The sequence below is a fragment of the Arenibacter sp. F20364 genome, from assembly GCF_023015905.1.
Taxonomy (GTDB): domain Bacteria; phylum Bacteroidota; class Bacteroidia; order Flavobacteriales; family Flavobacteriaceae; genus Arenibacter.
Genome location: NZ_JALKBD010000007.1, coordinates 83,991 through 109,103, shown reverse-complemented (window position 1 = coordinate 109,103; position 25,113 = coordinate 83,991). Strand labels below are relative to the sequence as shown.

24 protein-coding genes are annotated in these 25,113 nt (G+C 40.1%); 11 read left to right on the top strand and 13 right to left on the bottom strand.

Annotated features, from left to right (window positions below):
* Nucleotides 1-31 precede the first annotated feature (31 nt).
* Genes MWU84_RS07625 through MWU84_RS07610 form a run of 4 tightly spaced genes read left to right on the top strand, consistent with a single transcriptional unit; the run spans nt 32 to nt 3,956 of the window.
* A complete protein-coding gene (locus tag MWU84_RS07625; RefSeq protein ID WP_246900484.1) occupies nt 32-1,234 on the top strand; it encodes a nitrous oxide reductase family maturation protein NosD in 1,203 nt (400 codons plus the stop codon).
* On the top strand, nt 1,231-1,941 hold the full coding sequence (locus tag MWU84_RS07620; protein ID WP_246900220.1) for an ABC transporter ATP-binding protein: 711 nt from the start codon (nt 1,231-1,233) through the stop codon (nt 1,939-1,941). Before MWU84_RS07625 ends, MWU84_RS07620 begins: the two co-directional genes overlap by 4 nt.
* Entirely contained in the window at nt 1,934-2,716 is a 783-nt protein-coding gene (locus MWU84_RS07615; protein WP_246900217.1) for an ABC transporter permease, read from the top strand. The genes MWU84_RS07620 and MWU84_RS07615 overlap by 8 nt, the downstream gene beginning before the upstream one ends.
* A gap of 31 nt (nt 2,717-2,747) precedes the next feature.
* Entirely contained in the window at nt 2,748-3,956 is a 1,209-nt protein-coding gene (locus MWU84_RS07610; protein ID WP_246900215.1) for a hypothetical protein, read from the top strand.
* A 57-nt stretch (nt 3,957-4,013) separates the two neighbouring features.
* On the opposite strand, the gene MWU84_RS07605 is transcribed toward MWU84_RS07610, so the two are convergent.
* The 10 genes from MWU84_RS07605 to MWU84_RS07560 all read right to left on the bottom strand — a co-directional run bounded on the left by MWU84_RS07605 (nt 4,014) and on the right by MWU84_RS07560 (nt 10,882).
* Complete coding sequence (locus MWU84_RS07605) at nt 4,014-4,412, bottom strand: group III truncated hemoglobin (protein WP_246900212.1); 399 nt, start codon at nt 4,410-4,412, stop codon at nt 4,014-4,016.
* 145 nt (nt 4,413-4,557) lie between these two features.
* Nucleotides 4,558-4,899: a 2Fe-2S iron-sulfur cluster-binding protein gene (locus tag MWU84_RS07600; RefSeq protein WP_246900210.1), complete on the bottom strand. Its 342-nt coding sequence runs from the start codon at nt 4,897-4,899 to the stop codon at nt 4,558-4,560.
* Nucleotides 4,900-4,919: 20 nt separating this feature from the next.
* On the bottom strand, nt 4,920-5,210 hold the full coding sequence (locus MWU84_RS07595; protein ID WP_246900208.1) for a hypothetical protein: 291 nt from the start codon (nt 5,208-5,210) through the stop codon (nt 4,920-4,922).
* A gap of 13 nt (nt 5,211-5,223) precedes the next feature.
* On the bottom strand, nt 5,224-5,685 hold the full coding sequence (locus MWU84_RS07590) for a hemerythrin domain-containing protein (protein WP_246900206.1): 462 nt from the start codon (nt 5,683-5,685) through the stop codon (nt 5,224-5,226).
* Between the two features lie 193 nt (nt 5,686-5,878).
* On the bottom strand, nt 5,879-6,604 hold the full coding sequence (gene ric / locus MWU84_RS07585; RefSeq protein ID WP_246900203.1) for an iron-sulfur cluster repair di-iron protein: 726 nt from the start codon (nt 6,602-6,604) through the stop codon (nt 5,879-5,881).
* Nucleotides 6,605-6,609: 5 nt separating this feature from the next.
* Complete coding sequence (locus MWU84_RS07580; protein WP_246900202.1) at nt 6,610-6,906, bottom strand: cupin domain-containing protein; 297 nt, start codon at nt 6,904-6,906, stop codon at nt 6,610-6,612.
* Nucleotides 6,860-7,822 (bottom strand): tryptophan 2,3-dioxygenase family protein, encoded by a 963-nt coding sequence (locus tag MWU84_RS07575; protein ID WP_246900480.1) that lies wholly within the window; start codon nt 7,820-7,822, stop codon nt 6,860-6,862. Before MWU84_RS07575 ends, MWU84_RS07580 begins: the two co-directional genes overlap by 47 nt.
* 106 nt (nt 7,823-7,928) lie before the next feature.
* Complete coding sequence (locus tag MWU84_RS07570; protein ID WP_246900199.1) at nt 7,929-8,363, bottom strand: Rrf2 family transcriptional regulator; 435 nt, start codon at nt 8,361-8,363, stop codon at nt 7,929-7,931.
* Between the two features lie 108 nt (nt 8,364-8,471).
* Nucleotides 8,472-9,548 (bottom strand): cytochrome d ubiquinol oxidase subunit II, encoded by a 1,077-nt coding sequence (gene cydB / locus MWU84_RS07565; RefSeq protein ID WP_246900196.1) that lies wholly within the window; start codon nt 9,546-9,548, stop codon nt 8,472-8,474.
* A 2-nt stretch (nt 9,549-9,550) separates the two neighbouring features.
* Nucleotides 9,551-10,882: a cytochrome ubiquinol oxidase subunit I gene (locus MWU84_RS07560; RefSeq protein WP_246900192.1), complete on the bottom strand. Its 1,332-nt coding sequence runs from the start codon at nt 10,880-10,882 to the stop codon at nt 9,551-9,553.
* Between the two features lie 269 nt (nt 10,883-11,151).
* Here MWU84_RS07560 and MWU84_RS07555 point away from each other — a divergent pair, with 269 nt between their 5' ends.
* The 3 genes from MWU84_RS07555 to MWU84_RS07545 all read left to right on the top strand — a co-directional run bounded on the left by MWU84_RS07555 (nt 11,152) and on the right by MWU84_RS07545 (nt 14,558).
* Nucleotides 11,152-11,526: a hypothetical protein gene (locus MWU84_RS07555; protein WP_246900188.1), complete on the top strand. Its 375-nt coding sequence runs from the start codon at nt 11,152-11,154 to the stop codon at nt 11,524-11,526.
* 91 nt (nt 11,527-11,617) lie between these two features.
* A complete protein-coding gene (locus MWU84_RS07550) occupies nt 11,618-13,681 on the top strand; it encodes a TonB-dependent receptor (protein ID WP_246900186.1) in 2,064 nt (687 codons plus the stop codon).
* Nucleotides 13,682-13,694: 13 nt separating this feature from the next.
* A complete protein-coding gene (locus tag MWU84_RS07545) occupies nt 13,695-14,558 on the top strand; it encodes a hypothetical protein (RefSeq protein WP_246900183.1) in 864 nt (287 codons plus the stop codon).
* A gap of 68 nt (nt 14,559-14,626) precedes the next feature.
* On the opposite strand, the gene nagB is transcribed toward MWU84_RS07545, so the two are convergent.
* Nucleotides 14,627-16,555 carry a glucosamine-6-phosphate deaminase gene (gene nagB / locus MWU84_RS07540; protein ID WP_246900180.1) on the bottom strand — a complete coding sequence of 643 codons (1,929 nt, stop codon included), beginning with the start codon at nt 16,553-16,555 and terminating at the stop codon, nt 14,627-14,629.
* A gap of 404 nt (nt 16,556-16,959) precedes the next feature.
* Between nagB and uxuA the strand changes: the two genes are divergently transcribed.
* Nucleotides 16,960-18,147 (top strand): mannonate dehydratase, encoded by a 1,188-nt coding sequence (gene uxuA / locus MWU84_RS07535; RefSeq protein ID WP_246900177.1) that lies wholly within the window; start codon nt 16,960-16,962, stop codon nt 18,145-18,147.
* Between the two features lie 122 nt (nt 18,148-18,269).
* Here the strand turns inward: uxuA and MWU84_RS07530 are convergent, their stop codons facing one another.
* Nucleotides 18,270-18,941, bottom strand: coding sequence for a bifunctional 4-hydroxy-2-oxoglutarate aldolase/2-dehydro-3-deoxy-phosphogluconate aldolase (locus MWU84_RS07530; protein ID WP_246900175.1), 672 nt, complete (start codon nt 18,939-18,941; stop codon nt 18,270-18,272).
* Between the two features lie 13 nt (nt 18,942-18,954).
* Entirely contained in the window at nt 18,955-19,977 is a 1,023-nt protein-coding gene (locus MWU84_RS07525) for a sugar kinase (protein WP_246900171.1), read from the bottom strand.
* A gap of 275 nt (nt 19,978-20,252) precedes the next feature.
* Here MWU84_RS07525 and MWU84_RS07520 point away from each other — a divergent pair, with 275 nt between their 5' ends.
* From MWU84_RS07520 to MWU84_RS07510, 3 genes are all read left to right on the top strand, one after another.
* Entirely contained in the window at nt 20,253-20,984 is a 732-nt protein-coding gene (locus MWU84_RS07520; RefSeq protein ID WP_246900167.1) for a PHB depolymerase family esterase, read from the top strand.
* Nucleotides 20,985-21,129: 145 nt separating this feature from the next.
* A complete protein-coding gene (locus MWU84_RS07515; protein WP_246900165.1) occupies nt 21,130-23,184 on the top strand; it encodes a thioredoxin domain-containing protein in 2,055 nt (684 codons plus the stop codon).
* A 210-nt stretch (nt 23,185-23,394) separates the two neighbouring features.
* The gene (locus tag MWU84_RS07510; RefSeq protein WP_246900162.1) at nt 23,395-25,113 is read left to right on the top strand and encodes a GMC family oxidoreductase; all 1,719 of its coding nucleotides are present in this window, start codon (nt 23,395-23,397) and stop codon (nt 25,111-25,113) included.

Below are 25,113 nucleotides of genomic sequence, written 5' to 3'. Positions count from 1 at the left end.
AAGAATAGGGGTACTTTTCTGCTTTCTATTAATGCTGTTCGGCAATCATCTACGTGCAGGGACCATCACGGTCTGTGGATCATGTGAGGTGAAGACCATTAAGGAGGGTGTAGCCGTTGCAGTAGATTTTGATACGCTTTTGATTAAAAAAGGAATCTATAAGGAATTCAACATCCAAGTAAACAAACCCTTGGCCATTATTGGGGAGAACTATCCCGTTATAGATGGCGAAGATCAAGGGGAAATCATCACCGTAGTATCCAATAATGTTACCATAGACGGTCTTTTCATTATAAACGTGGGTACTAGTTATACGGCAGATTATGCGGCAATAAGGGTGGTGAGGAGCGAAAATTTTCTTATACAGAACGTAGTACTGGAAAAGCTATTTTTTGGAATCTATTTGGAAAAAAGCAAGAATGGAAAGGTCTACCACAATAAGATCATTGGGGATGCCGTGGATGAATACAATTCCGGGAATGGCATACAATTATGGTATTCACAGAATATAGTTGTGGAACGTAATATCGTTCAACATGTAAGGGATGGCATCTATCTGGAGTTTTCGGACAATATCACCATCGAAAACAATATAAGTTCGGACAACCTGAGATATGGACTGCACTTCATGTTTTCCAATGATGATATCTATAAGGACAATACCTTTGAGAATAATGGGGCAGGGGTAGCCGTAATGTTTTCCAAAAGGATAAAAATGTTGGGCAATACGTTTAGGAAAAATTGGGGGACGGCCTCGTTTGGAGTATTGCTGAAAGAGATCAATGATGCCGATATTATTGGCAATACCTTTGAAGAGAATACGGTTGGGATAAGCATTGAAGGCTCCAATAGAATAAACTATTCAAAGAACAATTTTATAAAAAATGGTTGGGCCGTCAAAGTTCGTGGGGCCTGTTATACCAACACCTTTAACCATAACAATTTTTTGTACAACTCTTTTGATCTGGCATACAACAGCAATCTGAACGATAATATTTTTGATGAGAACTTTTGGAGCAATTATACGGGCTACGATCTGGATAGGAACGGAACCGGAGATATTCCCTACAGACCCGTAAAATTATTTTCCTATATCGTAAACAGAACCCCAGAAACTATTATACTACTGCGTAGTCTGTTTATGGATATTATTGATTTTTCAGAAAAAGTATCCCCTGTTTTTACCCCGGACGAATTAGTTGATTCAAAACCCTTAATGAAAAAAATTAAATGATACACGTTGAAAGCCTACATAAAAGGTTCGGTAAAAATGAGGTATTGGCGGGATTGGAACTCAATATAGACCAAGGCGGTATATTTGCCATCCTAGGTCCCAATGGTTCTGGTAAAACAACATTGATCAAAACTTTGCTGGGAATGGTAATTCCCAATAAAGGGACCATAGCAGTGATGGATTCCCCTGTTAGAAATAAGTGGAAATATCGTCAAGACATAAACTACCTTCCCCAAATTGCCAATTTTCCAGGAAACTTAAAGGTCAAGGAATTAATAGCGATGATAAAGGATATTAGGCAAAAACCAAGCAATGAGCAAAAGTTGATCGGCCTATTTGGGTTGGAGCCTTTTTTGGATAAAAAATTGAGCAACCTTTCCGGGGGAACCAAACAAAAGGTAAATATTGTACTGACCTTTATGTTCGACAGTCCCTTGATTATTTTGGACGAACCCACCAATGGTCTGGATCCCTTATCGTTGATCCATCTCAAGGAGCTTATTTTTGAGGAAAAGGCAAAAGGGAAGACCTTTTTAATTACCTCCCATATTATGCAGTTTGTAGAAGAGGTATCCGATGAGATTGTTTACCTGCTTGAAGGTAAAATTTACTTTAAGGGCAGCATTGCCGAATTAAAGACCAAAACCGGACAAAGCAATTTTGAACATGCCATTGCGGCAATATCAACCCACCACAATCATGATTAAGATATTAAAATATAGTTTTTACGACCTAATGCGTAGCCGTTGGAGTTACGTCTATTTTCTGTTCTATTTGTTGTTGGGCTTTGTACTGTTGTTTTTGAACAACGAGCTCTCCAAGGCCGTTATTACCTTAATGAACGTTATCATTGTTCTGGTGCCCTTGATAGGGACCATATTTGGGGTAATGTATTATTATAACTCCAAAGAATTTACAGAACTGCTCTTGGCCCAGCCCATTAAAAGATCGTCCATTTTTTTGGGGCAGTATTTCGGAGTGGCCGGTTCGTTGACTATGAGCTTGGTTTTGGGCTTGGGTATTCCTTTTACGTTATACGGATTGTTTCAAAGTAATGCCATTTGGGATTTTTCACTGTTATTGATTACGGGAGCTTTTTTAACGCTGATCTTTACAGCTATTGCCTTTAATATAGCCCTGGCCAATGAAAATAAGATAAAAGGTTTTGGGTATGCCGTACTGGCCTGGTTGTTTTTGGCGGTTATTTACGACGGACTTTTTCTAATGACATTGATCGTTTTTGAGGAGTACCCCTTGGATAACCTTTCTTTGATGGCAACCATGTCTAATCCTATAGATCTGTCCAGGACCTTAATTCTGCTAAAATTGGATATTTCTGCTCTATTGGGCTATACCGGAGCCATTTTTAAGCAGTTCTTTGGAACCAATTTAGGACTTGTTATGTCCATTTTTATGCTGTTTTTATGGACGATAATTCCGGTTTGGCGATTGGGATATGTTGCCAAAAGAAAGGATTTTTAGTAGTACCTTTAGCTGAATTTCTATAGACTGTGTGATAGTTGCCAAAACCCATATTAAAGTATCCCTAGGCTATTTTTTATTGGCCGCCCTACTGGGTGTTTTATTGCGGACTTTTGTAGTTGCCCCAATGCCGATCAATTACAGGTTTATAGTGCATACACACTCCCATATAGCACTTTTGGGCTGGGTATATATTGCGCTGACCACCTTGTTGTACCATCTTTTTATGGACAAGCTGACTTTGGACAGGAAGTATCGTCGTATTTTCTGGTTTACACAGATATGTTTAATAGGCATGCTGTTATCCTTTCCCTTTCAGGGATATGCCTTGTTTTCGATAGTATTTTCCACCCTATTCCTTTTTGCTTCCTATTGGTTTTCTGCTTTTTTTATGAAATACACGCCCAAATCGTTCATGGGAACCAAGGCCTATATTTGTGCCAAGACAGCGCTTTGGTTCATGATAGGCTCTAGTGTAGGGCCTTGGTCTTTGGGTGCAATTATGACCGTTTTGGGACCCGAATCCATTTGGTACCGATTGGCTATCTACTTCTATTTACATTTTCAGTATAACGGTTGGATGATAATGGCCTTGGCGGGACTACTTTTCTATCTGTTGGAGCAACTTCAGATCAATGTTCCTACCAGGACTTTTAGGTCCTTTTTTAGGTACACGGTTTTGGGCATTACATTGAGCTTTTTTTTATCCATCTTGTGGACAGCTCCCGGATTTATGTACTATATTTTGGGAGGGATTGGGGCTATATTACAATTGATCGGCTTTGGGATTCTGATAAAAATCTGTCTTGTAAATAGGGACGTATTGAAATCGGCCTTGTCCCGAATTCAATTCAATATTTTAAAATTAGGAGCCTTTCTGTTGCTGGTTAAAATGATACTGCAATTGCTCACTGCCTTGCCCTACTTTGCTAATTTGGCGACAACAGTTTTGGATTTTACTATAGGCTATTTACATTGGACCTTTTTGGGGGTAATCACCGTTGGGCTGTTTTTCTTTTTGGAGTTTTTTGGATTATTTAAACTGTCCAAGGCTGCTTTTACTATTTATTTGTTAGGCTTCATAATTACCGAATCCCTTATTTTCTATAGGGGCATGACAGCATGGTTGGGATGGACAATGTTCGAAGGTTATTCAATATTTCTTGCCCTTGGTAGTGTTATAATTCCCAGTGCTGTGATATTGATATTTTTTCAATCCAATCGCAACAGTACGAGTTAGGGGGGCTTGACCTGAAATTTCCCGGAGGTTGCCAAGGATAGTAAGGTTAAAATTTTTTTATTGACTCTTGTTCCTGTGTTGGTAGATGTTCATATATAACATAGTGGACATTTTTTGGGCCCTATTTTTGGCAATCCATGCCACTTCCCCTTCAAATAGTTCATCAATAGTGGCAAACCATTCGTTAAGCCAAAGCCCAAAATGCTCTGGGGTAATACTGTGATGCATTTTCTCGTCTACCTCTTGGTGTACGGTAATGGGGTTGCCCATATAAGTTCGTTTTAGGAGTAATTGACTTTCCCAAAAATCGGTCAGTAATTCCAAGTGGCTGTCCCAGTCTTTGATGATCCCATTAAAAATAGGTCCCAGTATTTGATGTTTCCTTATTTTGGCATAAAAACTGACCACCAAAAGGTTCACATCCTGTCTCTCCTTTATTTCCGCCTTTAACAACATAAGATTGATCTAATTTATCAGGGAATACCGTAAGGGTAGTCCGTTAAATTTGTATTTTTCAATAATTGGCCGCATAGATTAAGTATTAGGGGCCTTGTATACTTAAACTTACGGTTTTAACTTTTTCTATTTTCCCTTTTCTGAATTATTTTGAGCCGTAATCATTGTCGGATATTATCCTAAAAGCCATTTGGTGTAATTCGGCATTAACTGGAATTTGACATGCTAAACGACTGCATGCATTGGAACCGCTCAATTTGGAGAGGGTGTGCCCTTCATCTTCCAAGATTTTTGTATTGGAATGGCCTTCCATTATTTGTATATGACATGTTCCGCACCAGGCCCTTCCTTTACAATCACCCCATTCCTGAAGATATTTGTCGAAAAGAAGTTCCATAAGGCTATGGTATTCGTTTGGCCTACAATTCGCGGTATTGGTATCCCCAAATTCATCGATATAAGTAAAGGTGTAGGTCTCTATCTTCATTAATGTTTTATTTTCCAATGTTAAATAAGATTCCCAACAATGGTTAGGATACTGAAAAGGACGCTTAAGACTAATAGGTTAAAAGTTATTTTGGCATTTAATCTTGACAAAACTGCACCGTTATAGGCCATGCATAGAATGGTTACAAGAAAAAGTAACGGCAACTGGATTGCGGCGTTCATGTGGTTCATTAGAACTACCATGGCGGCAACAGATCCAATACAACTTTGACCAATGATTGCAATGGTGGAATATCCTGTTTGTTCTCTTTTAAATTCATTTAAAAGCAGATTGTAAAGTTTTGTAATCATAATATTTTAGTTTTTATTCCCAAAACTTATCTGTAGTATTGTCCAAAAACTTGGTGTCTGCGTGATGTTCCAAAATAGAAAGCAATTGTTGTTCCGTGGCCACCTTCTGAATTTCATTGAACAGCACCCGTTCTTCAAAACGGATATGCTTTTCCAATTCTTCCTCTATTCGGTTTAGGGACTTTTCCAATTCCGTTGTACTCCTGAAAAGGCGATTCAGCCTCTTGTGCTGTGAAATCGCCTTTTTAACCAGCTCGTTGTCATTTCCAAGAATGGGAAAGAGGTATTCTTCCTCTTCTTTAAAATGGGACATCAAATGGGTTTTATAAAACCAATCAACGTAGGTCTTTATCCGATCCGTGGAAACTCCTTTGGAAAAACCGGTCCTTATTTTCCATGATAATAATAAACCTTGATGGTGATCCCTACTTAAAGGTTGTATGGCTTTATGTCTTTTTATAGGTTTAACTTTCATATCAAATTGTTTTTATATGGTTATGGCCAATTCTAAGGTTAGTAGTATTAGTGTTCTATACTTGTTAGATCAGGATCGTTGTAATCCAAGGAGGCACGGTGGGGGAAACTTTTTTCAAAGCATTATACCGCGGCCTCTTGGTTACAGACTTGGGCTGCCCGGGGATGTTGTTCCAGAGCTTTTTGGGCAACCATTAAGAGCTTAATTCTTTTTCCAAAGCAATGGCTTTTGGAAAAAGAATGTTATTTTCTAAATGAATATGCCTATGTAAATCTTCTTCAAACTCCTGCAGCAGTGAAAAAGTTACCCGGTAGGTGTTGCAGGCATCGGCAGGAGGGGTGTAATTATTACTTAATTCCTCAATAATCCTAAATCGGTCCCCTTCGTTCTCATGTTCCTGCATCATCATTTGTATTGGATTTTGAATGGTGCCAAAATGTTGCTCGGCCAATGCACTTCCATATTGTTTACTCTGTATCATTTTGCGCACGGCAGGGAAGACGATGAGTTCCTCCTTTTTCATGTGCATGGCCAGTTCTCCTGCACTTTTGTTGAAATGCTCTGTAATTTCAAATAGTTCTGGGTGTCGGTCTCCATGAACCCGACATAGTTTTGCCAGATATTGATTTAAAACTGGTATTTGTGCCTCTACATATCGATGATGTTTTTTTTCTATATAATCGGACAATAGGTCCAGGGGCCAAGTTTTAAAATCTATACTGCTATCATTTATTTGATGCTGTACCGTTTCAATTTCTTGCAAAAGGAGATTGGCGTCGAGCTTATATTTTTCGGCCACTTCTACAATACTCCGGTTTCCCTTACAACAAAAATCGATTTTATGATCTTTGAAAATCTGGGCCGTGCGGTAGTTCTCAGCGACTATTTCACCAATATTTTTAGTCATTAAATTTTCCATCTTTATTAATTTTTAAAATTTATGTTTGAATTTTTTGCCATTATGGCAATTGCTTTAAATTCTTTAAGTATGCTAAGACTGTGTTCCATTCCGGCAGGAATGAGCATTGAGGTTCCTTTTTTCAAGATATGATCGGCATTGTTGGTTTTAAGGATGGCTTCACCTTCTTGGACCACAATTACCGCCTCATGGGTACTGTGATGTACTGGCATACCTGTTCCGGCCTGGGCCTTGATCTGTAATATTTTAAGATTTTCACCTACTTGTAGGTGCGTCAATTCTGGTCTGTTCAATACTTCCATAATGTTTATTTTTGTGGTTAATTCCCCAGTTTTTCTTTTCGGTTTCCGTCCATAGGTCGGGGAAGAATTTACGTTGCTGATATTTTGGATGGAGGTATTTTTTCCATTCAGAGCCACCAGTGGCTTCCTTGTTTTCCCCTTTTTTGTCCAAATAATGTTCGGCAGTGTTTAAATGTACCATGGGCCAATCAATGTTGTATAGTTGGTCAAAGGTGCGAAGTCTGTTTCTTAGGGCGTCCGGGACATAGGGGAGTTGGGCCAGTTTGTCTTCCAGGGTATGGCCCATTACTGTTTTGGCCGTTTCAGTCAGTTCTCTCAGGTATCTGTCCTCGAAAAGTTGAAGTGTCAAGGTCTTTTGGCCGGTTTTGGGATCTGTTCCGGCATCTTTCCAATAAATATGTTCAAAACATTCCCTTAAATCCGGATTCTTGGAACTCCCTTTTTTAAATCTATGGCTAATGAGGTTTGCCAAGGAAGTGCAATGCAGTTCAATAAATCGAAATTGCGCCGATTGAAATCCACTGGCAGGGGTTAAGGTTTTACGAAAGGTATTATAATCCTCATAGTCCATACCTACCTTCATAATATCAAAAGAATTGATCAGCATAGAGGTGTATTTTATAAGACGATCTAGTTTGGTAGTTAGGAATTTGGTAGAAGGGGTTGGATTCCCAACTATTTGCTGCAATTCGTGCAACATCATCTTCAGGTACAATTCGGTTACCTGATGGTACATGATAAAAATGGACTCATCCTTAAAGTTGGTCCTCGGTTTTTGAAGGGAAAGTAGGCTGTCCACTTCTACGTAATCCCAATATGTGATGGGTTTTGCGTGAAGTAGCCCTTCGAGATATGTTTCTGGATTTTCCCCGAGGGATACGTATTTTTCAACGAGCTTGTCAGTGATGTTTGCCATGGATGGATTGGTATTGAATTTGATGTTATAATTGTGCATGTGGTCTGCATTAAAAATTTAAGATAAAGAGTTTAAGACCGTTTTGTCCTTTATTGTTTTGAATGTTTTACCTTTTCAGGTGGGTTAGACCAATATCCAGGCCTGTTGCCAACTCATAAAGGCTTGTATTCTGTAACATAATTTTAAGATTATCCCTTATCCCAACAAATTTATCATGTACCGGACAAGGCTGGCTGGCATCACATTGTTCCAAACCCAAGCCACAGCCAACGAATATTTTTTCACCGTCAATGGCATTTACAATATCGTATAATTTAATGGCGTCTATGTTCGATTCCTCGATCTGAAATCCTCCAGTGGGACCCTTATGGGAATCTATTATACCACTCTTTGCCAAAGATTGTAATATTTTTGCGGTAAATGCCACGGGAGAATTTACCTCTTCCGCAATCTCCTTAAGGCTTACACGCTCCTGGTGCATAGATTTTACAGCTATGTATATAGTGGCTTTTATTCCGTACTCGCAGGCTTTTGAAAACATGTTGATTCAAAATTTGATCGTTACAAATATAATTCTAATTCTTATTTCGGACAAATTTATCCTAAATAAAAATATTATCTTTTTTACTGGCTCCCGGAGTAGGGCATATTAATGCTCCCCATAGCCGATGTCGTCCATTTTTCCTTTAAAGACCTTGTACTGAATAAATACATAGGCAATTAGAAGGATTAGCGCAATTATAAACCAATTTATACCCACAGAAAGTCCGTACTCATCTGCCGCCACATTGTATATGGTCAAAGACGGATTTACCGTATTGGTCGATGGTAATACTTTTGGAAAAATTGAAGCCGCGGTGGAGGCAAAACCACCTAGGATAAATAGGGAGGAGAATATAAATCCAATACCGTCCTTTTTAAAGGTCTTTACCTTAAAAAGTCCAAATAGGCCGGTTAGGGTCAATAATGGGAAAATCCACATCCATGGTCTTTCGATAAAATTGTGAAAGGGCTTGGGCGCAATTACATGCCAAACAACAAGGGAGAGGATTACCAAAGCGAGCAGGACGAAATTGAGTCTAAAAATAGCGGTCTTTAGTTTATTGTTGAGGTCCGAATTGGTCTTGTAGATGATCCAGTTGGCACCATGGATAGTCAAGGTGATCACCCCGACCAGACCCAGTAAAATGGTAAACCAGTCTATAATGCCCAAATGTTCCGCAGATGGACTAAAAGTGGGATTCCAAAGGGGAAGAAAAAAATAGTGGGCTTCGTGGGCAGAGATGCCATTTTCCACCATGCCCAAATTTACACCCCTAACTACATTGCCCAGGGCGATTCCAAAGAAAAGGGCCAAAAGAAAACTGGCTATTCCAAAGGCTTTGTCCCACACTGTCTCCCATAATTTGTTGTGTATCTGACCCCTGAGTTCCAGACCGATCGCCCTAAAGATCAGCAGCCAAAGAATCATGATCAACGGCAAATAAAATCCACTGAACGATGAGGCGTAGAGGGTAGGAAAGGCAAAGAAAAGAACACCTCCGGAAGCAATCAGCCAGACCTCATTGGCATCCCAAAAAGGGCCAATGGCATTGGTAATGGCCTTCTTGTCCTTTTCTTTTTTGGCGAAAAATAAATGTACTATTCCCGCTCCAAAATCATAACCATCCAAAATCACGTAGATGGCCAACATACTCATTAAAACAACGTACCAAAATAATTCCATATTTAAGCTTCAGAGGTTACAGGTCCTTTATTTATAATTTTACCTACGAGGATCAAAAATAGCATTCCCAATAGTAGGTACAATCCAATAAATCCCAATAAGGTGAACAAGGTGTTTCCGGAGGATACGGTTGGGGAAATTCCTTCAGAGGTGCGCAAAAGGTTATAGACCAGCCAAGGCTGTCTACCCAATTCTGCCGTATACCAACCAGTGGTATTGGCAATATAGGGAAAGGGAAGGAAGAAGAGCAGGGACCACAAGATCCATTTGGTGCTGTATAGTTTTTTACGCCATAACTGAAAGGCCCCCAAGGCCATAATTCCAATAAATAAAGTTCCTAGTCCTACCATTATATGATAGGCATAATACAATCCGGGAATATTGGTGGGATAGTTTTCCGGGTCAAATTCATTTAACCCTTTTACTTCGGCATCCCATTTTTTATAGGTTAAAAAGCTTAGGATATTGGGAACCGCAATTTTATTGTCCAGCTTTTTATCTACTACATTAGGCTGTCCTATTAGTACGATTTCCGACCCGCCATCCTGGGTTTTAAATAGTCCTTCCATGGCTGCAAAGGTAACCGGCTGATGTTCCACCACATTTTTTGCCGCCCAATCTCCTGTTGGAAAAGCTACCAATACAGAGGAAACAAGTCCAACTATTACCCCTGTCTTCACAAATAGCTTACCGAAATTACTATGCCTGTCGTTCAAAATATAAAAGGCCCCTATGGCAGCCATTACAAAAGATGCGGTTACCAAACTTGCCAATTGATTGTGCAAGTAGGAGGGCAAGAGCCATGGGTTGGAAAATAAGGCACTAAAATTATTCAACACAAATTTACCATTGCTCAATATTTCATATCCTACCGGATGCTGCATCCAGGAATGCGTGGCTATTATTAAAAAGCCACTGGCCCAAGAACCTAAAAAAACCAAGAAACCCGTTACAAAGTGTAATTTGTGTCCCAGTAATTTTTCGCCGAATAAAAATAGTCCCAAAAAGGAAGATTCCAGAAAAAAGGAAAACATCCCTTCCATGGCCAAGGTTTGCCCAATGATTCCTCCGGTCAATTCGGAAAATTTGGCCCAATTGGTGCCAAATTGGAATTCCATTGGTATGCCGGTAACAACCCCCATAGCAAAATTAAGGGCGAAGATCCGCATCCAGAATTTTGCGGCATCATTATAATAATCAATTCGGGTCCTAAGGAATTTCCATTTGAAATAAACGATGATCAGGGAGAGTCCCATTGTAAGTTGCGGAAACAAATAGTGGAAGGTGATAGTAAAGGCAAATTGCATTCTATCATAAAAGAGCATATCCTCCATGAAAAAAACTTAAGGTTTAATAATATTGTAAAATTAAACAACAATAAATGAAACAGGGTAACACAAGTTACATTGTTACTTATTTAAATCGAATAAAAACAAATAGATCCAATACCTGACAATTGTCATCTTTTTATGTGTAAAATATGCTTTATCTTTATCGAGCATTTTAAACATTGCAGTCTTTTGTCATGAGAGCTTGCATAAAATTAAAAATTTTGGTCTTTTATTTGGAACAAGGCTGTAATTTTAAATGTTGAAAATTTATAATGAAACATCTAATCCTATTTGTTGCGATAATTATGCTGATAAAGCCACTTTGGCCTATAGCTGAATACGCAGTGAATTATGATTATATTGTGGAGAACCTTTGTGAAAACAGGGATACGCCTTCCATGCATTGCGATGGGAAATGTTATTTGGCAAAACAATTGGCCAAAGAATCGGAGGGAAGCGATAAGAATCCGTTCGAGGGTAAACGCTTCAATGTAGAAATTCAGTTCATTTCGTCATTCGACCCATTATTCGTTTTTGGATCGGCCATGGATTTCGATACCACGGTTAAAAATAATTATAAGGGAATTCAAACTTTAATTCCTGGTCTATACACTACAGATATTGCACAGCCACCAGAGCTGGGATAATTCAATAACTGCCATAAAAGTATGCGGTTTACTCTAAACCTTGTACACGTCTATGGTGTCTTAACGGAATTGTATTATCTAAATAAATCAAATGAACATTATTAAATGTGCCCATAAGGTATACGCAATACTTATGGAAACAAACAGACCTATATGCATTTGGGTGTTGTTGTTGGGGATATTTATTTTTCCCATGAACATAGGTGCACAGGAAGTGGTTTTGCAAAAGGATTCCATCATTACGATCAATTTGGACGAGGTTATTCTAATTTCGGCCAGAAAGGCCTTCGATTACCATCGCCAACCCAAACCTCTTTCTACTTTGGACGAGTATCTGGAATCTTCCAAAAAGGTAGATATGGTGAAACGCGGAGCATATGCGTGGGAACCGACTCTGAACAATATGTTCTCCGAACGTCTATCCGTAACTATTGATGGAATGAGGATCTTTGGTGCCTGTACGGACAAGATGGATCCCATTACCTCTTATGTGGACGTGTCCAATTTATCCCAGGCGCACATAGCTTCTGGCCAACAAGGTACTGAACACGGAAACACTATTGGAGGAGCCATTAATTTGGAACTGGATAGGGGTAACTTTAAGGAAATTGGATTATATGGTGGCGTGGAGACTGGTTTTGAGAGCAACAACCAAATGAGTGTTGTTGGGGCCGAGCTTAATTTTTCGGATTCCAAATTCTATGTGGATACGGATATAATTTACCGCAAGGCAGAAAATTATTTTGCCGGGGGCGACGAAGAGGTGGAGTTCTCCCAGTTTGAAAAGTATAATTTTTCGGCCAATGGGGGTTATAAGATTGCCGGCGATAGGTCTCTTACTGCCAGTCTTATTTATGATGAAGCCAGGGACGTGGGCTATCCGGCATTGACTATGGATGTTTCCTTGGCAAGGGCCATCATTGCATCGGTAGGCTTTGAGCAGGATGTTTTATGGGGAAGTTTGAGTAATTGGAAATCCAAGTTGTATTTTAATAAGGTGACCCATGTCATGGACGATACCAAACGGCCAGACGTACCCATACATATGGATATGCCGGGTTGGAGCGATACCTATGGCTTTTACTCCCAAGCAGCACTGAAAGTTAAAAAGCATCAATTTTTGTTTAAAATGGACGGGTATTACAACAAGTCATTGGCAGAAATGACTATGTATCCCAATGACCCCAACGAGTTGCCCATGTTTATGCTTACTTGGCCCGATGTACGTACCGCCAATGGTGGGGTATATTTGGAGGATGAGTTGGATCTAAATGGTAGTTTTCTAAAAATAGCAACCAGGATAACCGCCCAGAATCAGAATGTTGCGGACGAATTTGGATTGAATAGTCTAAAGATTTTTTATCCGGAGATGGAGAAATCCAAAACTCGCTTTCTAAAAAGTATCTCAGGGCAGTGGCATAAAATGTGGATGCCATGGCATTTTAATGCTGGACTTTCCTATGGGGATAGGGCACCTTCCGTGACCGAAGGGTATGGGTTTTATTTGTTCAACAGTTTTGACAACCATGACTATATTGGGGATCCCGGACTTGCCAACGAAAAATCAATGGAGGCCAATGCCAAAATCTCATGGGAAAAATCCAAACTAAAGGTAGGTGCCGAGGCTAATTTTTTCCATATCGCCGATTATATCATTGGGGAAATTGCCCCTTCCCTAAGTGTAATGACCATAGGGGCTGAAGGAGTCAAGATCTATAAAAATCTGGAGTACGCCCAATTGTTCAACACTTCATTGGATGTGGAATACGCTATTCTGCCAGAACTGAAATGGTCTGGATTGGTCTCTTATCATCGTGGTACGGACAATGATGGAGGGAACATTCCTTTTATTAGTCCATTTTCTTACCGCTCAGGGTTTCAATATAATTCCAAGTCATTTTCAGCTGGTTTAAGGATAAGCGGAGCAGCCAAACAAGTGAATTATAATCCTGATTTTGGGGAAGATCAAACACCGGCTTATACGGTTTGTTCTTTGAACTTCGGCAAGACCTTTAAATTCAATAACGATTCCATGTATGCAAAATTCGGGGTAGAGAATATTTTTGATGAAAACTACTCCACCTATACTGATTGGAAAAACATCCCACGAATGGGGCGAAACTTTTTTTTAACACTTTCTTATTCAATTAATTAACAAAAATAAACCGATGAAAACAATAAAATTAGTTCTAGTAGTATTTATAGTAGCCGTAGGATTTACCTCTTGTAGCTCAGATGGGGACGATACTCCAAAATTTGAAGAAAACCCAATGGCCAATTTTAACTTGGTCGCAAATATTGAGGCCAATGGCCATAGTTTGGAGTTATATTCCGAAGGGAAGACGGGCTTTACGACCGGGTACAATGAAATTTTTGTACGCGTAAAGAATAATGCCGACAATAGTTATTTTGCCAATCCGGATATTTCTTGGTCGCCAGTAATGCACATGATGAGTATGAATCATTCCTGTCCAAAATCCGACCTAAGTATTACAGATGATAACAACACGGTGGCCAAAGGATATATCATTTTTCAGATGCCTGGAAACGCTGATGAATACTGGGATGTTACTTTGACCTATGGGGTAAATGGGGAAGAATTTTCCTTGACCGAAACTATAGAAGTTACGGCGCCAGCTGATGGAAAACAAACGGTTTCCTCATTTATGGGAACTGATGATGTGCGGTATGTCTTGGCCATGGTGGAACCAAAAGATCCAGAAGTTGCGGTTAACGACATGACTGCTATGTTATTTAAAATGGAAAGTATGATGAGCTTTCCCCTTGTGGAAAATTACACGGTAACCTTAGATCCGCGTATGCCGGGTATGGGCAACCACAGTTCCCCCAACAATGAAGATTTAACCTATGATGCGGCTACCAAATCTTATAAAGGAAAATTGTCCTTGACCATGACGGGGTATTGGAAACTTAATTTAAAATTGTTGAACGGTACGGGAGAAGTACTGAAGGGTGAAGATATTACCGATGAAAACGAAGCCAGTAGTCTATACTTCGAATTGGAATTTTAGATAGTACTGATATGCAATAAAAAAGGCTGCCCACTGGGCAGCCTTTTTGTGTTATAATTTATTGATGCTTAAAAATGGTAGCGGACAAAGGCTTCCATGGCAGCGTAATGTGCCAATCCCAATTCATCGTATTTGGTAGCCGTTTCCTTGTTCCTGTCCTCTGCACGTTGCCAGAATTCCCTGGAATCCGAGCCTTGGAATACCACTCCGTCTTTTTGGGATTGATGTTTGAAAATTCCATATCGCTTTGCTAAAACCTGACTTGGGCTCATAGGTACTGCCATTTCAATATCTTCTATATCCCATTCCTGCCAAGCTCCACGATATAGCCATAACCAACAATCCTTCATATAAGGCTTGGGTTTAAGTCGCTTCAAGGCCTCAAAAATGATGTCCAAACATACCTTGTGGGTACCGTGTGGATCTGCCAAATCACCCGCAGCATATATTTGGTGGGGTTTAATTTTTTCGATTAGGTCCATGGTAATTTTGATATCTTCCTCGCCCGGAGGATTTTTTTCAATAGTACCTGTTTCGTAGAAAGGCAGATCGTTAAAATGTATCTGCTCGTCCGTAAGTCCAACGTAATAACTGGTGGCCCTGGCCTCACTTCTACGAATAAGTCCCTTTATGTTTCTTACCTCTTCAATGTCAATTTCACTAGTCTTTTTATTTTTAATAAACTCCGTAGCCTTTTTGTAGATCTCAATGGATTTTTTGTTGTCCAGACCAAAGGAGCGGTTGTAATCGATCACGAAATCCGAGAATCGTAAGGCTTCGTCATCGGCTACAGCTATATTTCCGGAAGTCTGATAAGCTACATGTACTTCATGGCCTTGGTTTTGTAGCCGCATGAATGTACCCCCCATACTAATGATATCGTCATCTGGGTGTGGACTAAATATAAGCACGCGTTTTTTGGCAGGAATTGCCCTTTCCGGTCTATTGCTGTCGTCGGCGTTTGGTTTGCCTCCAGGCCAACCGGTAATGGTATGCTGTAGTTTATTGAAAATTCTGATATTTATATCGTAGGCATCCCCAACTTCTGTCAGCAAATCGCTCATACCGTTTTCAATATAGTCGGCCTCGGTCAACATTAAAACCGGTTTTTCCAATCTTAGCGCAAGTCCAACAACGGCTTTCTTTATCATTTTCTCATCCCACTCTACCTTCTCTACGATCCATGGGGTGCTTACCCTGGTTAGTTTGGAAGAAGAACCCTGATCTAGGATAAATACGCTGTTAGGGTGCTCCTGTAGGTAGGATGCGGGTACTTGTTCCGTAATAGGGCCTTCCGCAGAAGCTTTAATGATAGAGGATTTACCTTCTCCCCAAGCCATAAGGATAACCTGCTTGGCCTGCATGATCTGCTTTATACCGAGCGTAATTGCCGTTTTGGGAGTATTGTACAATCCTTGGAAATCTTGGCTGGCTGCAACCCTGGTAATATGGTCTAAAGTAACCAGCCTGGTTTTGGAATTTGGGAGGGAACCGGATTCGTTGAAACCAATATGTCCGTTGCCACCAATACCCAAAACTTGCAGGTCTATTCCGCCCAAAGCGTCTATTTTGGCCTCGTACTCCTTACAATAGTCTGCAATATCCTTTTTAGCCAAAGTTCCGTCCGGAATATGATAATTTTCAGGTTCTATATCAACATGGTTGAAAAGCAATTCCTTCATAAAACGCACATAACTCTGTATGGCATCCGGCTCCATTGGATAATATTCATCCAAATTGAAGGCTATCACATTTTTAAAACTAAGGTTTTCCTCCCTGTGCAGGCGTACCAGTTCGGCATACAGCCTTTTTGGAGTGGAACCTGTAGCAAGTCCAAGAACGCACATCTCCTTGGCCTTTTGTTTTTTCTGAATTAATGTCGCAATTTCAGCGGCTGCTGCTTTGGACGCAACCTCGGAAGATTCGAAGATAACCGTGTTGATTTTTTCAAACCGTTTTTCAAAACTGGTAACCTTGTCGATTTTACTTTTAATCATGGAGAGCTAGATTTTTTGTTCATTTTTGGTTGAATCGATAAAAGTAGTACAAAGTATTTAAATGCCTAAATAAGATAAGGAATTTTAATCAAGTTTAAGAATAAAATATATTTTGTGATACTTTTTCAAACTTTCCCAATAAAGACCGTGCATTACTTTAAAATTAATATCTTGGTGAATTATTTACTCGATAATCGAGATTAAAATGCTCTGACGCTTGCCTGCCCGATTCGTTCAGGCGGGCGTTGAAATCTTAAATAGGGGTTTTTAAATGCCTCGCGGGCCTGCCTTTGTCGGTAGACAGGCTTGCCTTGAGTTAGTTTACTTTGGAGACCAGGTGGTTTACAATGATTGTGTCACAATGCCGCCAATGGAGTAATGTTTTAAATTTAAAAATAATATTAATGAGTTTGACTTTAGAAAATACTTGGAGATGGTACGGGCCCAAAGATCCTGTTTCTTTATTGGATATTAAGCAATCTGGGGCTACCGGTGTGGTTACTGCCCTACATCATATTCCCAATGGGGAAGTTTGGCCAGTGGAAGAAATTAAGAAGAGAAAAACCGAGATTGAAGCGGTAGGGTTAACATGGTCTGTGGTGGAAAGTGTTCCCATTCATGAAAGTATTAAGACGCAACAGGGAGATTTTCAGAAGTATGTGGAAAACTATAAGACGACCATTGCCAATTTGGCTTCCTGTGGAATAGACACCATATGTTACAATTTCATGCCCGTATTGGATTGGACACGCACCAATTTGGATTATGAGGTAGAGGATGGGTCCACTGCCTTGAGATTTGAAAGGGATGCCTTTGCAGCTTTTGAACTCTTTTTGTTAAAACGTCCTGGGGCTGAAGAATCATACTCGGAGGAGGAGCAGAAAGCGGCCAAGGCATATTATGAAAAAACCTCCGAAAAGGAGCGTAAGAAATTAGTTCAAAATATTATCGCCGGACTTCCGGGGGCGGAAGAAGGCTATAGCTTAAAAGAGTTTAATAAGATATTGGCTACCTATGATCAAATTGGAGCCAAAGAATTAAAACAGCATCTGTTTTCTTTTTTGGAGAGCATAATCCCCATTGCTGAAAAAGGAGGGGTGCGCATGTGTATACATCCAGATGATCCTCCTTATCCTATTTTAGGACTGCCAAGGGTGGTAAGTACAGAGCAGGATATACTTGATCTTTATAATGCAGTGGATAGTCCCAACAACGGACTTACCTTTTGTACAGGATCTTTTGGGGTTAGAGCGGATAATGATTTGGTAGGCATGGTAAAGCGCTTGGGGCATCGTATTCATTTTATGCACCTGAGGAGTACGCAGCGGGATGAGAAAGGTAATTTTCACGAGGCCGACCATTTGTCAGGTGATGTAGATATGTATGGGGTGCTGAAGGCCTTGGTGGAAGAACAACAAAAAAGAAGTGCAGCCGGAAGAAAGGATTTGCGTATGCCTATGAGGCCAGATCACGGTCATAAAATGTTGGATGACCTCAGGAAAAAAACAAACCCGGGATATTCTGCCATAGGTAGGCTTAGAGGGCTTGCAGAATTAAGGGGGCTGGAATTGGGAATAAGAAGATCCCTATAAAGCATATCAACCTTCCTTCCTTGGCAAACAATATTTGGAAATATAAAAAACCTCTGATATTCACGATATCAGAGGTTTTACATTTATTATAACAATAATAGCTGGGCAATTGATGGGTCTTATTACTGGCTCCGTATGCTTTTGATTAGGGCCAATGTTTCTCTTACCGACTTCTCCAAGCCACTGTAATCCTTGTTTTCAATTACCGTTTTGCTTATGAGGTTGGAACCCATACCTACACAGGTAACCCCTGCATTGAACCATCCTTTTAAATTGGATTCCTCCAAGGTTACCCCGCCAGTTGGCATAACACTGGTCCATGGTTGTGGTCCTTTAATAGCTTTTACAAAGCTCGGTCCGTAATTGGCACCAGGGAATAACTTTATAATTTCGCAGCCCATTTCCTCAGCCCTGTTTATTTCTGTTAGGGAGCCACATCCTGGACTCCACAGTACTTTTCTCCTGTTGCAGACTAAAGCGATGTCTTCTCGTAATGAGGGGGTTACAATGAAATTGGCACCCATTTGCATATAAAGGGAGGCTGCTGCTGCATCGGTTACCGATCCTACACCTACCGCCATTTCCGGCAATTCCTTAATGACGAATTTGTTTAGTTCGGCAAATACTTCATGGGCAAAATCCCCACGAGCTGTAAATTCTATTAACCTTGCACCGCCATCATAGCAGGCTTTTAGTATTTTTTTACCTAATTCTACATCCGGATGATAGAACAAGGGAACAAGCCCTGTTTCTTCCATTAATGCAGCTACTTCAATTCTTGAAAACTGTGACATAAGTTTTAATATTTTATCTGCTTACTTTTCCAGAGGAATCCCCTCCTGCCAATTGCTTAATTTCCTCGAGGGTTGCCAGGTTGAAATCGCCTGTAATCGTATGCTTTATGCAGCAGGCCGCTGCTGCAAAATCGATTGTTTGTTGATTGTCTATTGTATCTTGTAATAGGCCATAGATCAGCCCCCCCATAAAGGCATCGCCGCTTCCGACCCGGTCTACCACAGGGGTAACCTCCCTGATTTTTGCGTAATGTATTTTTTTGCCGTCATATAGGATTCCGCCTATTTTTTGGTGTGAAGCATTTACCGAATAACGTAAAGTTGTAGCTATATAGCTCAGGTCTGGTGAGTTTTTGTACAAGAGATCGTACAATTCCGGTAAAGAGTCCATATCCTGATAGTCAGGGTCTTGCTTTTCAAGTCCAGTCATAAAAAAGGCCGTATCCAAATCCCCCAAAATAACATTACTGTACTTAAGTAGTTCCGGCATAATTTCTTTGGGCTCTTTCCCGTATTTCCACAATTTGGAGCGATAATTTAAATCGGAAGAAATGGTGACTCCCATTTTATGGGCAGCTTTTACGGCTTCTAAGCAAACAGCAGCCGCGTTGTCAGAAATAGCAGGGGTGACCCCGCTCCAATGAAACCAATCCGCGTCCTTAAATACTGCTTTCCAATCAATGGTATTCGGATCTATTTCTGCAATGGCACTGTTGGCCCTGTCATAAACTACCTTGCTCCCCCGGGTACCGGCACCTGTTTCCAAAAAATAAATGCCTAGACGGTCTCCTCCAAACTGAATATTGGTGGTGGTCACGTTGTACTTTCTAATTTCTTGTAGGGCACACTTGCCTATATCGTTCTTAGGTAAACGTGTAACGAATTCGGCATCAAAACCATAATTGGCCAGGGATACCGCTACGTTAAATTCTCCGCCTCCATAGGTGGCATTGAAGTTGGTGGCCTGTGAGAACCGAAGGTGTCTTTCGGTTGACAGTCTTAGGAGGATTTCCCCGAAAGTGATGACTTTCTTCATACAAATTTTTTTGATTGCCGGATAAAAGTACCAAAGTAAAACGAAAACCCGAAATGAAAACACTTTTTGACATTTATAACTATTCTCTTATTTTTTGTTTAAGGAATAATCTTGAATGTTAAATAAAAGTATAAACAGCGGGTTAGTTAAATAAAAATGTCTCAATTTGTGGATTTTCAACCAATTTGGAATGTTGATTGATGATCATAATATTTTCTGGTTATGGCCTAAAATAAATATTAGGTATACCTAGAGTTAACCACATATTTGAACAAATGAAACCAATAGTATTAATTTTTTGCTGCTTATTTATATTCGAAGGCTGCGCCTCCCAATCTTCTCCTGAACTGATCAATTCAGAAATGGAGGTGGTTACCTCAGAAACTTTGAGGTACTATCTTTATTATCCCGAAAATTATGAGGTAAATGAAGAGGAAAAGTTTCCCTTATTGCTCTTTTTGCACGGGGGAGGGGAGTCTGGGGGGGATTTAAAATCTGTGAAGCGTAATGGCCCGCCAAAACTCATTTCCGGGGGCAAAAAGTTTCCTTTTCTGATATTGGCCCCACAGAATCCCCAAGAAAAAATGTGGTGGAACACTAGGGCCGTAAATCAGCTACTGGATAGTATCATTGCCACCAATAAAGTGGACCAAAATAGAATATACCTTACTGGTCTTAGTCGGGGTGGCGGTGCTGCTTGGGAAATGGCAGTGCAGTATCCGGATAAATTTGCTGCAATGGCCGTGGTCTGTGGAATGACCCCTGTGCCCTATGCCTCATGGATAAATAAAAATATGCCGATAAGGGTCTTTCATGGAGATCAGGATAAGTCCATTCCTATTTCCGAATCCATAAATATGGTGGCCAAACTAAAGGAAATGGGCTATAATGTAGATTTTACTATTTATAAGGGTGTTGGCCATAATGCTTGGGACAAGGCCTATGGGAATAATGAGCTTTACGATTGGTTTTTGGTGCAAAAAAAGCAGGGTTCGGTTGAAAATTAACAATTTTCCAAGCATAGAACTTTGCTTAATTCTGCAATAATTGAAATCAATTGTTGTATTTTTCAAACCTGAACAATATTTGCTCTTTATGACCCGTAATATGTGCCTTAGGTTTTCTTTTTGTAATCTATTTTTATTGTTGACAATGATCTTATTTTCCTGCTCCGATATAAAAGGTCAGAAGAATGACCATAAATACACCAATGACCTTATTCATGAAACAAGTCCATATTTATTACAGCACGCCCATAATCCGGTAAATTGGAAGCCGTGGAGCCCAAAGGCTTTGGAAGAAGCCAAAAAGGACGATAAGCTGGTGTTGGTAAGTGTAGGGTATTCTTCCTGTCATTGGTGCCACGTAATGGAAGAGGAGACCTTTGAGGATGAGGAAGTGGCCAAATTGATGAACGAAAACTTCATTAGTATTAAAGTAGATAGGGAGGAAAGACCTGATGTAGACCATGTATATATGACTGCGCTACAGCTTATCAATGGAAACGGAGGTTGGCCTTTAAACGTAATCACCCTTCCCAATGGGAAACCTATTTATGGAGGTACCTACCATACAAAGGAGCAATGGAGCAAAGTGTTGTCCGAGGTAAGTAAACTATATAAAAATGATCCCAAAAAAGCCAATGAGTACGCAGATATGGTGGCTCAAGGGATACAGGAAGTAAATATAATACAGCCAGTTTCCGACCTAGGGATGTTGACCCCTGAGGTTTTAAAGAATAGTGTTGAAAAATGGAAGGATAACTGGGACCTTGAATGGGGCGGAAATAAAGGGGTGCAAAAATTTATGATTCCTTTGAATTTGGATTTTCTACTGGATTATGCCCTATTGACCGAGGATGAAGCTGCCAAGGATTTTGTTAAAACCACCTTGGATAGAATAGCTTGGGGAGGGGTTTATGATCATATAGCTGGCGGATTTTACAGGTATAGTACGGATGCGCAATGGAAGGTGCCGCATTTTGAGAAAATGTTATATGACAATGCGCAATTGCTAAGCCTTTATTCCAAAGCTTATAAGGTTTTTAAAGAGCCTATGTATAAAAAGGTAGTTGAAGAAACCATTGCTTTTTTGGATAGGGAGATGAAGAATCCTGATGGTGGATATTATGCCGCTATCGATGCTGATAGTGAAGGTGAGGAAGGTAAATTTTACGTTTGGAAAGAAGAGGAATTAAAGTCGGTTTTGGGATCCGATTATGACTTATTTGCCAAATACTACAATATTAAGCCTTCCAATATTTGGGAAAAGGACTCCTATGTTCTTTTTAGGAACTCAGGTGATGAGGATTTCATGAAGGGGAATGATATTACGGCAGAAGATTGGGACAGTGTGCAGGCAAGATGGCAAAGCAAAATTTTGACCGCGAGGAATAAAAGAGTTAGGCCAAATACCGATGATAAGATCATTACCTCTTGGAATGCCTTGTTGATCAACGGTTTTGTGGATGCTTATAATGTTTTTGGGGAAACTGCTTATTTGGAAAAAGCTGAGGACGTCTTTCGGTTTATTGAAAAATATAGTCTCAATAAAGATCAGTTGATGCATACCTACAAAAAGGGAAGTAAAAAGAGTGATGGATTTTTGGAGGATTATTCCTTTTTGGCCAATGCCTCCTTAAAATTGTACAGTACAACAATGTCGGATTCATATTTGGGTTTTGCCAAAAAAATGAATCAAATTGCAAAGGACAAATTTGCGGATGAAAATTCAGGGATGTACAGCTTTAACTCCAATGATGAATTAATTGCCAAAATAATTAAAACAGATGATGGGGTATTGCCTTCGCCCAACGCCTTGATGGCCGAAAATTTGTTTCTTCTGGGGCATATAGATTATGATAAGGAGGCTACACTTAAGGCGCGGTCCATGCTCTCTTCCATGGTTTCCGTTTTGGAAGAAAGTGCCTATAATTATTCCAAATGGAATTCCCTATTGCTGAAAACGGCATATCCCTTTTATGAAATTGCTGTTGTGGGAGATGATGCCAATCAATTATTGGCTGAATTACAGCGGCATAATTTACCCAATACTTTAATTGTGGGGAGTAATGAAAATAGTGAATTGCCTTTGTTTAAAGGACGTTATACCGATGATGGAACTTATATTTACGTTTGTCAGGACCATACTTGTAAACTTCCGGTAGCTACGACCGAGGAAGCTTTGGAACAATTAAAGAATTTTTAAGCTCTTTGTTCCGCTTGTACAAGGGAAGGATTTAATGGAACTATTCTAATACCTAAGCTCTATTGTATATTTTCACTATTTTATGATTGTTTGGTCAATTATCAACAGTTTTGTGTCAAATTACATGAATTTTGAGGTCGTTCGGAGAAAAAAATTTAATTTAATCTCGTTTTAAACTTATATTGAGCTTGAAAATTAATTCTTTATAGTATGCAGATAAAAGAAACATCAACTATTTATGATGTGATCATAGTTGGGTCCGGTGCCGGTGGTGGTATGGCCACAAAAGTATTATCGGAGGCCGGATTAAAGGTTGCTGTAGTAGAAGCGGGTCCTTTCTTTGACCCCAAAAATCCAGAGCAAATTACTCAATTGAAGTGGCCTTATGAATCTCCTAGAAGAGGTGCGAGTACTACCAGGGCTTTTGGGGAATTTGATGCCGCATACGGCGGTTGGGAAATTGAAGGGGAACCCTATACCCAAAAAAATGGATCTAGATTTAATTGGTTTAGATCACGTATGTTGGGTGGGAGAACAAATCACTGGGGGCGTATTTCTTTGCGTTTCAGTCAGCGCGATTTTAAGCATAAGGATGTTGATGGTCTTGGGGAAAACTGGCCTATTGGCTATGAAGATGTAAAACCTTACTATGATAAGGTAGATAAGTTGATTGGTGTTTTTGGATCAAAGGAGGGTATGGAAAACGAGCCGGATGGATTTTTTCTTCCTGCACCTAAACCCAGATTGCATGAACTGTATTATATAGACGGCGCAAAAAAATCCAATGTTCCGGTAATTCCTTCTAGGATGTCCATGGTCACCAAAAAAATAAACGAGGATCGTGGGGTTTGTTTTTATTGCGGTCAGTGCGGAAGGTCTTGTCAGATATATGCCGATTTCTCGGCAGGGAGCTGTTTAATCTTCCCGGCACAAAAGAGTGGTGGACAAATAGATTTATTTGTAAACGCCATGGTACGTGAGGTAACCACAAATGAAGAAGGCAAGGCTACGGGTGTTCTGTATATCAATAAGGAAGATCGTAAGGAATATGGCCTAAAAGGAAAGATAGTTGTATTGGCGGCCTCGGCCTGTAGTACGGCAAGAATCTTGCTGAATTCCAAAAGCAAACAACATCCCAATGGTCTGGGGAACAGTAGCGGAGTGATAGGGAAGTACCTTCATGATTCAACAGGGGGTGGAATGACTGGGTTTATCCCTGACTTGATGAACCGTAAGACCTATAATGAAGATGGTGTAGGGGGGATGCACGTTTATACCCCATGGTGGTTGGACAATAAGAATCTGGATTTCGCAAGAGGTTATCATATAGAAGTATGGGGAGGACTAGGTATGCCGAGCTATGGTTTTGGATTTAACGCGAATGCCCTAAACCAATTCTTTGGGGAGAAAGTAGGAGGTTATGGCAATGTCTTACGGGATGATGTAAAGAAATATTACGGTGCTATGATTGGTTTTGCCGGTAGGGGTGAATCTATAGCTATGGAAAGCAACTATTGTGAAATAGATCCTGGAAAGGTTGATGAATTTGGTATACCGGTATTGCGATTCAATTATCAATGGTCGGATCATGAACGTTTGCAGGCCAAGCACATGCAGGACACCTTTGAGGAGATAATCCACAATATGGGCGGACATGTACTGGGTGAAAAAGCAGGAAAAGATAAGGACTACGGTCTGTTGAATCCTGGAGAGATCATTCATGAAGTAGGTACCACAAGGATGGGAGATAATCCTAGAACTTCTGTAGTTAACAAATGGGAGCAAATGCACGATGTGGATAATGTCTTTATTGTTGATGCGGGACCATTTGTTTCCCAGGCCGATAAAAACCCTACATGGACCATCTTGGCCCTTGCTTGGAGAACTTCAGATTATATAGTTGAGCAATTGAAAAAACAAAATATCTAG